This is a genomic window from Pseudoprevotella muciniphila (genome assembly GCF_003265305.2).
Taxonomy (GTDB): Bacteria; Bacteroidota; Bacteroidia; order Bacteroidales; family Bacteroidaceae; genus Alloprevotella; species Alloprevotella muciniphila.
The window spans coordinates 2,849,103-2,862,256 of the sequence record NZ_CP033459.1 but is presented as its reverse complement, the minus strand read 5'-3'; the positions used below and the strand labels follow the sequence as shown (position 1 = coordinate 2,862,256).

Genomic DNA, 13,154 nt, shown 5'->3' with positions numbered 1-13,154 from the left:
CGAATGCGCGGCCCATTATGCTGCATTATAAATTCACTGCTAATCAGAAGAACTTATAAAGGTTGTTATCCATCTTGGTTTTCTCGATGAGGGCTGTCAACAGTGGTGAACCACCTTGCTGTCCGCCTACCAACATGCTCTGGGCGATGTTAGCACCGATAAGTTGTGCAAAGGCGTCGGTGTGTTTGGTGGTCTTCTTAGTGAGCACCTTTACAAAATAGAGTGCACCGGTTCCCTCTACAACGGCTGTCTTGCTGACTGCGGTCTTGCAGATGGCAGCGGCAAGTTTCACCTCCGGAGTACCAACCTTCTGAGCCATCACACCGCCCTGATAAATGGCGAAAGCGTTGACGTTAGCGATAGTGTCGGTTACGGCACCTGCAACGGCTGAAGCCTGCTCAAACGACATCTTGCCATAATTCTTAGCCAGTTGCTGAACCTTCTTCTGCTGCTTGACGTAAGCAGTGAGTTGCTTCCTTACACCCGGGTTGTCGATGGGCAGATAACCTTTCTTGTTCACACCCGTTACCATAGCAAGTACGAGGTGGTCGTTTTTAGAACCTACTTCATACACTTTCGAAACTTCGCCTGCTTCTGCATCGTCGAAAATCCATGTTGCCACGTCGCGGGCATTACCGATACCGGCTACGAGATTTACGACACCTGACTTAGACAAGGCATCATAGTCCTGCACCTTGTAACCACTCTTCGGAGCGTTCTTCACGATGGCATCGATGCTCTGGTTCTTGGCAAGGAATTCATTGAGTTTCGACTGCTCTGTGTCGGAAGTTTTGTCAGAGAACTCCACGTTCCTGCGATAGATGGCTACGTTGTACTTCGTCTGCATAGCCTTGCGGTCGAGAATCTTGACAATCATGTCGCCACCATCTCCTTCTATCTTTGTGAATTCGCCTGCCGGAGTAGTGTTGAGCGTTGTGTTGATCTTCACTTCTTCTGCCGACATACCGAAACGCTCGTACATCTTTGAAGTCATCCAGATGCTGTCGGATTTTGCACCTTGCTGATTGTATTTCTTGGAAAGCGCTGCCCAGTCGGCACCGCCTGCAATGGCTTTGTAGATACTGTCTGCCGATTTCTTCTGGCTATCGAGGTCCTTGCCACGAGGTACAATCACACTGTAGAGGATGGAGTCAGGAAGTTCTTCCTTAGCCACAACTTTGAATGTGGTATAAACGTCAGAGCCGTCTCTTTCCTTTGAAATATAAGGCGCCACAACACTGCCTGTTGCACCGGAATCAAGACGCTGTGCTACATCGGGCACTTCGCTCTGGAAGAACGCCTTTGTCAGAGGCATGTTGGTGTACTGAATAGTAGAAGCCGTACCGATAACATTGTTGATGTCGGTGGCTGTAGCCAACTGCTGTGCACTGCCTTCCATGTCCTTCTTGAGCGATGCCATATCCTGCGGACTGGGAACAACGTTCACGTCGATAATCTTAACGTCGCGTGTTTCATCGTTCTGATAGAACATTTCTTTCAGTTCATCGTATGCAGCCTGAAGTTCTGCTTCAGACACCTGAATCTTGGCATCGTCGATTGTGGAAGCCGGAATTGCTACAATCTGTGCATCGATGGCATCACTCAGACGTGCTGCGTCATACTTTGCAGATATAGGATCGGAAACAACACTCATCGACATGAGCGTGTTGAGTTTCTGCAAGAGTATCTCGTTTGGCAAAAAGTCCTTTTCTACGAGATCCCAGGCTTCTATAGCCATTGCATACTTGTTCATCGCATCGGCATTGCCACTCTGTGCAATCTGCTGCATGTTCTTGTCTTTCTCGCCGATGAACTGCTTGAGCGCCTGGAAATTATATTGGTCGCCAAGACCGAATTGTGCTACGAGCGGCCAGAACAACTGAATGCACTGTGCCTGTCCTGTACGGAGCACATCGTCAAGTTCTTCATCTGATACCGAAAGCCCTGCTTTACCGGCTTCCTTCTTGATGACCTGACTGGTAGAGAATTCCTGCCAGACATAGTTTCTGACGGTGGACATCTCTTGGTCTGAAAGAGCAGTCTCCTTGCCTGATTGCATAGTGTTACGGGTCTTCAATTCTTCGGAAAGAATTTCCACACGCCTCTGATAGGTCTGGGCGTCGAGCGATTTTCCGTTTACACTTCCTACTTCGTTTGCGTTGCTAAAGATATTGAAGTTTGTAATAACAGAACTTACAATAAACAACAACAGAGCGCCACCAAGAATAATCATCAAAATGGTGCCATGACTTCTAATTTTTTGAATTGCTGCCATTAGTATTTTGTTTTATTTATTATCAGTATTTTTGTGTCAATACATTTTTGCCGCGCAAAGTTAGAAAAAAAATATCTAACAACGTCTATCCTCTAATAAATTTATTTTCTTGCGGCATCATGAGTGCTATATTCCTGTGATTTGCACAACAGATATTCATTCAAGTTCCCTCTTTCTTTTTGAAGTTAGCGAAGTTATTGAAGTTATCGCTTCACTCGAAGTTAACGACGGTACCTAATGCTGATGTCTTCTTGTTCTTTCTTCCTTTGTTATTCATCGGTTCAACGTATCGTCGATAACTTCGTTAACTCCGATAACTCCGAGCGTAGCGATAACTTCTGAAAGTTTAATTATTCATTTTTCATCCACTGAAAGGCGGACGAGTTCTATTTTCCGCTGTGTAGTACGAATAATCTTGAACGAAAACTCTCCGATTTTCACCACATCGCCTATTTTAGGAAATCGCTGGTTGGAGTTCAGTATTAGCCCGGCTATGGTTTGATAATCATCGCTTTCAGGCAAATTCAGTCCGAACGTTTCGTTCACATGCTCCACTTCTATTCGCGCACTGAGCAGATAGTCGCCATCGGGTGTCTTGCGTGCAGTGTATGTGGAATGGTCGTGCTCGTCTTCTATTTCGCCGAGTATTTCCTCAAGAATGTCCTCAATGCTGACTATACCCGTCGTACCACCGAATTCATCGACTACAACCGCCAACGAGCGCTTTTCCTGAAGGAGCATCTGCATGAGTTTTGCTGCGGGCATCGCCTCAGGCACTATCGGTATCGAAAGGATGTCCTCTGTCCAGTCCGCCTTGCTCTTGAAGAGTTCGTAGGAGTGTACATAGCCTATGATATGGTCGAGGTCGTCATCGCAGACGATAATTTTCGACTTTCCGCTTTTGACAAACAAGTCAACCAAGTCCTGTTTTGAACTGTCTCGCGTTACATAGACAATTTCTGTCCGAGGCACCAAGCACTGGCTGACATCAAGTTCACCGAATTCCAAGGCGTTCTGAAACATTCTCACTTCTTCGCCGTGGTCGTTTGCAGCCACTTGCTCGAGTTCCATCTGTACGAGTGTTTCGAGGTCGTATTCCCTACCCTTCTCCTTCGGCACAGGCATAAAACCGAAGAATCGCAGCACCGCGGCAGTGAGTTCGGAAAGGATGAACACAGGCACACAAAATATGGAAAAGAGTATGAAAGCGGGCATTGCCATCCTCATCACGATATTGTCTGCCCTGCTGCTTGCCACGACGCGATAAGGAAGAATGACTATCAACAGGACACTTGCCACAATCAGCAGCAGGAAGCATAGCAATTTCTGCCAGAAGTAGAGCGCATCAAAACTTGCTGAATAATCTTTATAGGCCAACAATGACGCCATAAAGAGTGCCAACACCACTACTGCGAGCATGGTCTGCAAGAACAAGCGTGAATGGCGGTGTATCAACTTGAATGGTCCGGATACTTCTTTTTGCTCTTTCACTTCCAGCCTGATCATCAGAAGGTCGGGAGCCATGAAAGCAACATAGCATCCGGCTGCAAAAATCGCCAAGAAAATCAGACAAATAATGAGAAAAAGCATAGTTCAGAGTGTTTTATACTACTTATTGTTGGTAGCCGATTGTGGTGCGGCAGCAGGAGCAGGCGGTGCAGTCGTTGCAGAGTCGCCTACCGATGCAGAGTCCGATGCAGCATTGGCATTGGCGGCCGGAGCACCGCCACCGTTCATGCTTTTCTTGAACCCGCTGCTGGGCATAAATCCGCTGCTTTGTGTAATTTCGTACATGGTCATGTCTTCGTTCGACTTGAAGGTGTCGCCCTCTATCTCGCGGTCGGGCTCCACTATGCGCATGTATTTGTTGCCATAAACGAGGTGTTTACTCTGGTCCCAGAAGAGTTCTTCGCTCTTGAAGAGAGTGCCTGTCTGCTTGTTTTTGATCACCACTCTTCCGCGCAGTTCCCAAAGGCTCTGATTGTAGCAGAAGGCGGTGTCGGCTGTTATGAGCAGATTGGGACGGAACTGTTTGTCGAAGCGCTCCATGAAGATGCCTTTCACAAATTCCATTCTCGAAGGAGTGGTCTTGTCAAAGACCTTCCATTCTTCAGCCACAATGCGGTAACGCACCACGCCAGAGTCGGAAATAATCTTAGAGCAGCCGCCTGTTATCATGATCGGCAGGGAATCTCTGTTCCTGACCACTTCGCCCATAGGTGGTTTGTCCTCCGTACATGCCGAGAACAGCAAGGAGAGGACAAGCAGTAGCGGTAACAGGAATGAAAAACGTTTCACAGGCTATGTCCCTATTATTCCACTTTCCACTTTTGGAACCATCTTTCATTGAAGGTAATTCCGATAGTAAACCTGATGTAGTTTTCTGCAATCTGCCACGAGTGTTTGGGCTGTACACGCTCAAACTGTGCTGAGAAGTTGAGCAGGTTGCAGTTTTGGTATGTAGTGGCGCGATAAGTTCCATGCGTCTTTATCAGCGGCAATGCCACTCCTATGCTTGCAGCATAACTTGCAGGACCGTCGCCATTGTTGATGCGAAGATATGGCGTGGTGTAGGAAACACCGGCACGATACCTCACGTGGCTGCCCCAATGCATGCTCTCGGGGTTGGGAATGAATTCTGCACCCAGCGCCATCTTGTGGCTGTTGGAAAATGCTCCCTTGACGGATTCATAAAGCCCTGTCTTGGCATTAAGTTCGGGAAATTTTACGTCCTTCCACTTCTGGAACGTGTAGTCGAGACCTACCTTCAGTTTGTTCTTATAGTTGACCATCACGCCTGCACCGAAAGTATGGGGCAGTTGGAAGGCTTTCTTCACGAATTGTGTGTCCGCAGTAATCACCGCCGATGATGAAAGTTTCTGGTCGTAATATTTTGCGGCATTGTCTATTTCGTGGCCAAGTTGATAGGCTGCACCTATGGTAAGACTGAGTTTCTTGCTGATGGGCTGATAGTATTGCAGACCAAACCCGAGTTTATAGGTACTGATGTTTGCTGCGTATTCTCTTCTTCGCGAATAAATCGTCGCGTCGCTGAAGGATGCGGTTACGTTGTGGGTCATTTCGCCCCACAGATAACCCACATTCACACCAATTGCTATCGGCTTGAAGGGGCGCCATCCTGCACCGATGTAAACTTCATGCAAGCCACCATCTCCCTTATAGACGTCGGTCTGGGTGATTTCACCGCTGTTGAGCGAATTGCTCTCGTCCTGAGAAATGCTGTAGCCGATAGTGCTGAAAGGTCTTAGCCCAAGCGACACACCAAGGTTCTTCGCTGCCCTGAAACCCACATTGACATGGTCGAGCGAGGTGTTGCGGGCATTCGTCTTATGCCTGGAAGTGCCGATATTGGCATTCTGAAGCGTAAGTCCTATATCGAACACGAGCGAGAGTGAATCAATGGCAGAATAACTGGCGGGATTCTTGAAATTCAGGTCGCGGTTGGAACTGAAGCCGTATGCCACGCCTCCCATGCCTTTGTTGAACCCTTGTGCACCGTCGCCAAGCAATCCGAAACCATATCTTGAATATGGCGAGTTACTACCATTGGTTTGCGCCAGTGCAGTAAACGTGGGCAGTATTAGTGCCATCGTGCATAAAACTTTCTTTATATTGCTCATTATCAGTATTATTTCTATTTAGAGGGGATTATAGTTTAGGAGTATTCAGATTGTACTGCAGAATGGCATTCAGACCTATTTCTACAAGATACGGTTCATGAACAATATCGTTCCATATCTCGTAACTCAGGATAAGATTTTTCTTCTTCCCGCCTGTCATTATGACTTTCAGGTTGGAGTGCTCCTCGCTGAGTTCATTGATATAGCCTTGCATTTCATACCTCACACCATGCAGCACACCACTCCTTATAGCCGTTTTGGTATCGTCGCCAAGGAGAGGTTTTTCACCATCTTCATCAATGAGCGGAAGACGTGCCGTCTGCTCGTGAAGCATCTGGAAGCGCATCGCCGGACCGGGAGAAATGTTCCCGCCGTGATAGCAACCGTTGGCATCGATAAAGTCGTAGGTTATGCAAGTACCGGCATCGATGACGAGCACATTCTTGCCTGGAAGCAACTTGTAGGCACCTGCCACGGCGGCAAGGCGGTCGCTACCCAGTGTCCGGGGCGTGCTGTAGAGGTTTACGAACGGCACAGGTGTTTGTCCTGTAACATGCAGCACTCTGCAATTCAATCGCCCGAGCATTGCCTCAATGTTCTCCGTATGGTCTGCCACAGAAGAGAAGGCACAGGCAATGGGCTCTACATCCTCAAGAAACGCCTCAAGAGGTCCGAGGTCGTTGCGTCTGAAGTGTACAGCCTTCTGCAGTTGGTTCCCTTTGAATACTGCGGCCTTGGCAAACGTGTTACCGATGTCAATTACCAGATTCATTTCTCCGGTGCAAAATTACTTATAGAATTGGAATTCGCAAAACCAAACGTGTTTTAAGTTGCATATATAATTGCATATATAATACGAACTCCTCATGATTATTCAACTTTCTGAAGTTATCGCTACGCTCAGAGTTATCGGAGTTGCCGCTTTTTTTGAAGTTATCGAAGTTATTGAAGTTATCGCTACGCTCGAAGTTAACGACGTTACTAATGCTGATGTTTTCTTTTTCTTCTTTGGTATTTTATTGGTCTAACGTATCGTCGTTAACTTCGTTAACTCCGCTAACTCCGCTAACTTCGCTAACTCCGCTAACTTCGCTAACTCCGCTAACTTCGCTAACTTCGCTAACTTCGCTAACTTCGCTAACTCCGCTAACTTCGTCAACTTCAAGCAAGTGAAACTTGCGAAACTTAAATTATTGATAGAACCTATGCGACGTGAGTACATCCCACCGCCCGCGTGTAAAGTCGGGCACCTCGACCGGCATGCCGCCTTTTTCTGCCGAAAGTTTTGAAAGAGGTGCTATGGCAGACCATTCTGCTGCATCGTACACGTCAATGTCCAGCGGTAGCCCATAGTGAAGGCAATGCACGAGGCGGCAGTCCATGGCATAGTTCATCTCGTTGGGAACACCGATGCTGCGCCCCTCGTTCCAATAGCCCGAGGCAGGGTTCTTTTGCATGAAGCCGTCAGCCTTATTCAGAGCATCTTCTCCGGTGAGCAACTTATCCGAATCAGCAAGGCGAAGGGTTGGCAATGGGTATTTCTGTGCATATCCCTCGGAACCGCAGATGGTTTGCAGACGGCTGTAAGGGCGCGGTGTGGTAACGTCGAGTTGCTGGAGGATTGTTATTCCCGCCGCTGTATGTATGAGCGTGGAATTTACTTTCCCGAGCATCCTGTCAGTTCCCGCACCGTTTGAAGTCATCGAGACGAGATGCGTCATGCGGTTGCCCCTGTGCAGGTTGATGAGCCACCCTATCGGTCCCATGCCGTGAGTGGGATAGGCATTTCCGCCATGTCGGGCAAAACTCACCTCCATCCACACTTGCTGTTTTGCGGCAGCAGAGGCAGAAAGGCCGAGCGTGTCGCGCAGGTCGTGTATATACGCGCCTTCCACGTGCGTCAGTTCACCGAAGAGCCCCTCTCGGCTCATTTCGAGCGTGGCAAGGGCGAAGTTGTCGTAACAGCAGTTCTCGGTCATAAAGCAGTGCCGACGTGTGCGCTCTGCCGTATCAACGATTTGCCAGCACTCTTCTATCGTCGTGGCGATAGGCACTTCCACTGCCACATGCTTGCCACACGTCATCGCCTCGACAGCCATAGGCGTGTGTGTCCGCCATTCCGTGCAGATATACACCAAGTCAACATCGTCCTGCCTGCATACCTCCCGCCAAGCCTCTTCGCCCACCATCTTGCGCGCCTGCGGACGACCCGAGGCTGCAAGCACGGCATTGGCTATGTCAAGGCGCTCCTCGTCCAGGTCTGCCACGTAGCGTATCTCAGCACCGCGGATATAGGCATAGCGCTCAAGGGTTTTCATACCCCTTTGCCCCAGTCCGATAAGGGCTATTCGGATGTTCTTTATGGGTTCTGTACGAAATTCAAGCATGCGATACGACTTTTTGCAGCAACAAAATTAGATATTTATCTGAAATGACTGCGAAAAAAGTGAAAGATTTTAGGTGTACTTTATTAGTACAATTCAACAACAAAAGCGAAAGCACCGATGGTGCCTCCGCCAAGTTCTATAACATTTATATTTTCACGCGCTAACGAGTTGTTTCGTTTGCGTAGAAATAAATTTATTACTTGCGTGCCTTTGCGTAGCGGCTCATGAACTTATCTACACGACCTGCCGTATCGACAAGTTTCGACTTACCGGTATAGAAAGGATGTGAAGTGTTTGAAATTTCAATCTTAACCAAAGGATAAGTCTCACCTTCGAATTCTACAGTCTCGTTGGAGCGGCATGTAGAACGGGAAAGGAACATATCGCCGTTACTCATATCCTTGAATACTACAGGGCGATAATTTTCGGGATGAATACCTTGTTTCATTGCTATTTTGCTCTTTTTTATTCTATTACGTTAAATCAATGTTTTGGTAACAATTAACGTGTAATGGTCTAATCGGCTGCAAAATTACCACAACTTTTTTATTTCACAAAATTATTTTGAGCCTAAATTCCGCAGCACTTTAGTTTAACTTCCTTTTTAAGTTCCTGGGTAACAAAATATTGCTCAGGATTTTGCCATGTCAGATTTTTCACTTACCTTAGTGCTGCAAATCAAGACAAGCAAAATCATCAATGACATGGCAAAAGTACAAATAAAATCTGAGAAAATCACCGCTTTTGGCGGAATATTTTTCGTTTTGGACAAATTCGACTCTATTCTGTCCTCTGTGATAGACTCACACTTAGGACTTCGGAACATACACGGGGACGGTTCTTTCGTTATCACAGCACGATAACAAAAGAACCGTCCCTCTGTTATGAAATATATATCACCAGATCTGCACGCGCTTCTCTGGTGCGAGATAGAGTTTCCCGTCAGTCACGTTGAAGAGCCTGTACCAGTCGTCGAAGAGTGTCACGATGACATTGACGCGGTTTTGGGGGATTGAATGGACGTCAAGGTACAACGCCTGCTTTTGGGCAAGGGTGGGATATTCCAGCCACAGTTTTGCATAGTGCAGGAAGAACTCCCGGCAGGCATAGTCGAGGGCAGCCCCCTGAAGCCCCTCATCTATTTTCTTCTGCTTGAAGAGTGAGTAGGCCAGCGTCATGCCGCCGTAGTCGGCCATGTTCTCCGCCAGCGTCTTTTTGCCATCGGCCGGCTGTCCGGGGTAGGCCTCCATACGGTTGTAGAGCGCAATCATCTCCTGCTGCTTGGCCTCGAACTTCGCTTTGGATTCTGATGACCACCAGTCTGTCAGGTATCCCTGTTTGTCATACTTTGCCCCCCTGGCATCGAAGCCGTGGGTCATCTCGTGGGCGAAGACTGTAGCGACAGCGTACTGGGTGTATTCATCATCGGCAGGGAACATGCCTTCACTGATGAATAGCGGCAAGATGACCAGACAGTTCATCTCGCAATTATAAAAGGCGTTCTTCGTGCTATAATCGATTTCATAGTCGATGATGGCGCGGATCTGCTGCTCAATTTGTTTTCCGCACATGTTATGCCTGATGGCTACATTCTGCGCCATGATGGACAGGGCGTCCTCGACCAGCGTGTTCCCCTCGTCGAGGGTGAACTCGCCTTCGCTAAGGTTGTCGGGCACGCCGACAAAGAACTGCATGGCCTCCAGTTTCTTCAGTGCCTCCTGGCGCGTGGCGTCGCTCAGCCAGTCGAGCGTTTCGAGGCGCTGTCGGAACACGGTGCGCAGTTTCTCCAGCATCGTCAGGCAGCGGTCTGCCCCGGCTTGCCCCATCTTCCGTAGTACGTCCGCACTCAACTTGTTCATCAGGAAGGGGCTTGTCTGTTTCAATGCCGCTACGATAATACTTTTGGCGGCTCCTTCGCTTTGACCGACATAACGAGCCTTCATGTAGTTGGATACGCTCATGACGGCATAGTATCTCAGGTAGTCGTAACAGTTGTCCATCGTCTTCAGCACGGTCGTGATGCCGCCTTTCTGTTCCATATATTTCTTGAAGGCGGGGGATTCGTCGAAGATTGCACCAGCCATCGGATGGAATGCTTCCTCCAGCGTCTCCTGGGTGACTTCGTCTTTTAATTATTTCTGACTGTCAGAGTAGAGTCTGGTGTCCTGCTTGCTTCTTCAGTTTCAGTATGCGGCGCACGCTCTGGTTGATGCGCTCCTCGGTGAGCGTGCCGTCCTCCACGGCCTTGATGACGGCATCGAAGGCACCAACGAAGTTCTGCGGGCCAAGCACGATGTCGGCACCAGCCAGCAGCGTACCCACGGCGGCCTCGGCATTAGTGTATTGCTGGGTGATGGCTCCCATCTCCATGCCGTCGGTGATGATGATGTTCCGATAGCCCAGTTCGCCGCGCAACTTGTCTTGCAGGATGATGCTCGACATGGTGGCGGGGATGTCCGTGCCTGTCACGTTGGGCGTGGCGATATGGGCCGTCATAATCAACTGCGCGCCCCACGCGATGCCAGCCTTGAAGGTCGTCATCTCACAGGAGAGCATCTCGGCCCACGTCTTCAGGCTCTGCGCATAGCCGAAGTGCGTGTCGGCCTTGGTGTCGCCGTGGCCGGGGAAGTGCTTGATGCAGCCCGTCACGCCGGCATCCTTCAGCCCCTGCAGATAGCTGACAACCATCGGCGCGGCCACCTCGGGATTGTCGCTGAAGGCACGGGCACCGATGACGATGTTCTCAGGGTTGGTGTTCACGTCGGCCACGGGGGCGAAGTCGATGTCGAAGCCGTAGCGGCGCAGATAGGTGCCGATGGTGTTGCCGCAGTGGTAGGCATTCTGCGCATCGCCCGTGGCACCGATGGCCGCCATCGACTCAAACTTCTCCACTGCGAAGTTCCCGTTGTTGGCGATGCGGGCCACGCGGCCTCCCTCCTCGTCGATGCAGAGCAGCGGCGAGCCGCCAAGTGCGCGTATCTGGGCGATGAAAGCCGTGAGTTGTGCCTCGTCCTCGATGTTGTGGGCATAGAGGATTACGCCGCCCACGGGGTATTTCTCGTTCACGCCGCGCATGGTCTCGTTGACGGCCTGCAACTTGATGGCCCTGATGTCGTCCGTACTGCCGTCGACGCTGCTGGGCTGGTTGAAGTGGATGGTGGTGTCGAGACACTCGGGGCGCACATAGAACAGTTGCCCCACCTTCTCGCGCAGCGTCATCTTCTGCAGTTGCGCCTCCACCTCGTCTGTCGGCGCGACAGGAATGTCGTCGTTGTCCGACGAACACGATGTGAATACACTTGCGCCGCAAACGAGGGTGGCGGCGAGCATCCAAAGTTTCTTTGTCTTTCTCATTTCTTTTATTATATGTATATTAATTATTTCTGACTGTCAGAGTAGAGTCTGGTGTCCTGCTTGCTTCTTCAGTTTCAGTATGCGGCGCACGCTCTCATCGTCGTTGTGTTTAATGAAACATTACTAATCTTAATTACCAGTCAGCACTTCAGTGATGCGCGGCACTATCTGCTTGCGTGAGAGTTCCTCGGATGTATAGCAGACACCCTCACGCAATGACGGACCGAAGACGCCCTCGGCCACCTGCTTGGCACCTTCACCATAATATATAAAATAGGTGCCATTCTCCACGTAAGGCCGTTCGGCACGGTCGTCGCCCGTGTTCTCCACCATGTTGTCAATCTTGGCAACGAGCATCTGCCGCCCACGTTGCCCCATCACTTCGGGCATGACTGCCAGCATGCGGTCGATGAAGGCTTCCATCTGGCTCTGCTTGCAGACGAGGCTGCCGAAGCCAAGCAGATGACCGCCAATCTCGTATTCCTTGTAGTCGGAGAGGAAAATCTCGGCATCGGCCATGCCGGTATAGTCGGTGGCTGCATCCTCCATGCCACGGTTCAGACGAGCCACGGAGTCGGGGCTGATGGCCAACTGTGCGGTCAGAGCTTGCAATGCCGTGGAGTCGATGGCCTGCGTGGTGGTTTTCGACAGGTTGCGCGTGTCGCTGATGATGCCTGCCAGCATGATGCGGGCGGTCTCGTCGTCGATGGTGATGCCCTGTTCCTTATACATCTCGTAGATGATGGTGTTGGTGGAGCCAACCATCTCGCGGCGCACAAAGGGGATGCCGCTGTCTGCAATGTCGCCCTCCACATGGTGGTCTATCTTCTGCAGGACAACGGCTTCGCGGGCACCCTCCACGCACTGGGCATAGTCGGTGTGGTCGGTCAGGATGAGCCGTGTCTGCGGCACCACGCTCGACTTCAGTTCGGGCAGCGCGAAGCCGAACACGCGGGCGATATAGGCCGTCTCGCGGTTCATCCCGCTCGACACCTTGGCCTTGCAGTTGTAGCCCATCAGCCGCATCAGCCTGGCATACGACAAGGCCGAGGTGACGGCATCCACGTCGGGTGTCTTGTGACCATAGACGAAGCATGTGTCCGTGCCCCAGTCCAGTGTTTTCAGCAGTGCGCCGAACTCCGTTTCATGGCCGGGCTGCGGAATCATCGCATTGTCATCGTTCGAACAGGATGTCCATACAAAGAGGCTGCTTGTCAGGGTGGCAGCCACCATCCATTGCATGATTTTTCTCATCATCTTTCTGACTTTTAAATTATTCCTAAATTCCGCAGCACTTTAGTTTAACTTCCTTTATATCATGTCAGATTTTTCACTTACCTCAGTGCTGCAAATCAAGACAAGCAAAAAACATCAATGGCATAGCAAAGGTACAACGAAATCTGAGAAAATCACCGCTTTTGGCGGAATATTTTTCGTTTTGGACAAATTCGACTCTATTCTGTCCTCTGTGATAGACTCACACTTAGGACTTCGGAA

11 protein-coding genes are annotated in these 13,154 nt (G+C 49.9%); 1 reads left to right on the top strand and 10 read right to left on the bottom strand.

Features of this window, described 5'->3' with window-relative positions; translation table 11 throughout:
• Positions 1–43 precede the first annotated feature (43 nt).
• The 5 genes from C7Y71_RS11520 to C7Y71_RS11500 all read right to left on the bottom strand — a co-directional run bounded on the left by C7Y71_RS11520 (position 44) and on the right by C7Y71_RS11500 (position 6,688).
• Entirely contained in the window at positions 44–2,275 is a 2,232-nt protein-coding gene (locus tag C7Y71_RS11520) for a peptidylprolyl isomerase (protein WP_111899141.1), read from the bottom strand.
• Positions 2,276–2,629: 354 nt separating this feature from the next.
• Complete coding sequence (locus C7Y71_RS11515; protein ID WP_111899142.1) at positions 2,630–3,865, bottom strand: hemolysin family protein; 1,236 nt, start codon at positions 3,863–3,865, stop codon at positions 2,630–2,632.
• Between the two features lie 18 nt (positions 3,866–3,883).
• The gene (lptC, locus tag C7Y71_RS11510; protein WP_111899143.1) at positions 3,884–4,573 is read right to left on the bottom strand and encodes an LPS export ABC transporter periplasmic protein LptC; all 690 of its coding nucleotides are present in this window, start codon (positions 4,571–4,573) and stop codon (positions 3,884–3,886) included.
• Positions 4,574–4,587: 14 nt separating this feature from the next.
• Positions 4,588–5,886 carry a hypothetical protein gene (locus tag C7Y71_RS11505; RefSeq protein WP_226943485.1) on the bottom strand — a complete coding sequence of 433 codons (1,299 nt, stop codon included), beginning with the start codon at positions 5,884–5,886 and terminating at the stop codon, positions 4,588–4,590.
• A gap of 58 nt (positions 5,887–5,944) precedes the next feature.
• Positions 5,945–6,688, bottom strand: a complete 744-nt coding sequence (locus tag C7Y71_RS11500) for a type III pantothenate kinase (RefSeq protein ID WP_111899145.1) — start codon at positions 6,686–6,688, stop codon at positions 5,945–5,947.
• A gap of 94 nt (positions 6,689–6,782) precedes the next feature.
• On the opposite strand from C7Y71_RS11500, the gene C7Y71_RS11940 reads away from it, so the two are divergent.
• Complete coding sequence (locus C7Y71_RS11940; RefSeq protein WP_193215924.1) at positions 6,783–6,944, top strand: hypothetical protein; 162 nt, start codon at positions 6,783–6,785, stop codon at positions 6,942–6,944.
• 162 nt (positions 6,945–7,106) lie between these two features.
• Here C7Y71_RS11940 and C7Y71_RS11495 read toward each other — a convergent pair whose 3' ends face one another.
• The 5 genes from C7Y71_RS11495 to C7Y71_RS11475 all read right to left on the bottom strand — a co-directional run bounded on the left by C7Y71_RS11495 (position 7,107) and on the right by C7Y71_RS11475 (position 12,890).
• Complete coding sequence (locus C7Y71_RS11495) at positions 7,107–8,303, bottom strand: Gfo/Idh/MocA family protein (RefSeq protein ID WP_111899146.1); 1,197 nt, start codon at positions 8,301–8,303, stop codon at positions 7,107–7,109.
• 196 nt (positions 8,304–8,499) lie between these two features.
• Positions 8,500–8,751, bottom strand: coding sequence for a type B 50S ribosomal protein L31 (locus tag C7Y71_RS11490; RefSeq protein WP_111899147.1), 252 nt, complete (start codon positions 8,749–8,751; stop codon positions 8,500–8,502).
• 448 nt (positions 8,752–9,199) lie between these two features.
• Positions 9,200–10,387 carry a M13-type metalloendopeptidase gene (locus C7Y71_RS11485; RefSeq protein ID WP_151908915.1) on the bottom strand — a complete coding sequence of 396 codons (1,188 nt, stop codon included), beginning with the start codon at positions 10,385–10,387 and terminating at the stop codon, positions 9,200–9,202.
• 61 nt (positions 10,388–10,448) lie between these two features.
• A complete protein-coding gene (locus C7Y71_RS11480) occupies positions 10,449–11,657 on the bottom strand; it encodes a glycoside hydrolase family 3 protein (RefSeq protein WP_226943483.1) in 1,209 nt (402 codons plus the stop codon).
• Positions 11,658–11,786: 129 nt separating this feature from the next.
• Positions 11,787–12,890, bottom strand: coding sequence for a DHH family phosphoesterase (locus C7Y71_RS11475; RefSeq protein ID WP_262883962.1), 1,104 nt, complete (start codon positions 12,888–12,890; stop codon positions 11,787–11,789).
• Positions 12,891–13,154 lie beyond the last annotated feature (264 nt).

What these genes read in the sequence shown, in the direction of transcription:
- C7Y71_RS11475 (WP_262883962.1), bottom strand. Translation starts at nt 12,890, where the DNA reads ATGGTGGCTGCCACCCTGACAAGCAGCCTCTTTGTATGGACATCCTGT.
- C7Y71_RS11515 (WP_111899142.1), bottom strand. Translation starts at nt 3,865, where the DNA reads ATGCTTTTTCTCATTATTTGTCTGATTTTCTTGGCGATTTTTGCAGCC.
- C7Y71_RS11490 (WP_111899147.1), bottom strand. Translation starts at nt 8,751, where the DNA reads ATGAAACAAGGTATTCATCCCGAAAATTATCGCCCTGTAGTATTCAAG.
- C7Y71_RS11500 (WP_111899145.1), bottom strand. Translation starts at nt 6,688, where the DNA reads ATGAATCTGGTAATTGACATCGGTAACACGTTTGCCAAGGCCGCAGTA.
- C7Y71_RS11940 (WP_193215924.1), top strand. Translation starts at nt 6,783, where the DNA reads ATGATTATTCAACTTTCTGAAGTTATCGCTACGCTCAGAGTTATCGGA.
- C7Y71_RS11485 (WP_151908915.1), bottom strand. Translation starts at nt 10,387, where the DNA reads ATGGCTGGTGCAATCTTCGACGAATCCCCCGCCTTCAAGAAATATATG.
- C7Y71_RS11520 (WP_111899141.1), bottom strand. Translation starts at nt 2,275, where the DNA reads ATGGCAGCAATTCAAAAAATTAGAAGTCATGGCACCATTTTGATGATT.
- C7Y71_RS11480 (WP_226943483.1), bottom strand. Translation starts at nt 11,657, where the DNA reads ATGAGAAAGACAAAGAAACTTTGGATGCTCGCCGCCACCCTCGTTTGC.
- C7Y71_RS11495 (WP_111899146.1), bottom strand. Translation starts at nt 8,303, where the DNA reads ATGCTTGAATTTCGTACAGAACCCATAAAGAACATCCGAATAGCCCTT.
- C7Y71_RS11505 (WP_226943485.1), bottom strand. Translation starts at nt 5,886, where the DNA reads ATGGCACTAATACTGCCCACGTTTACTGCACTGGCGCAAACCAATGGT.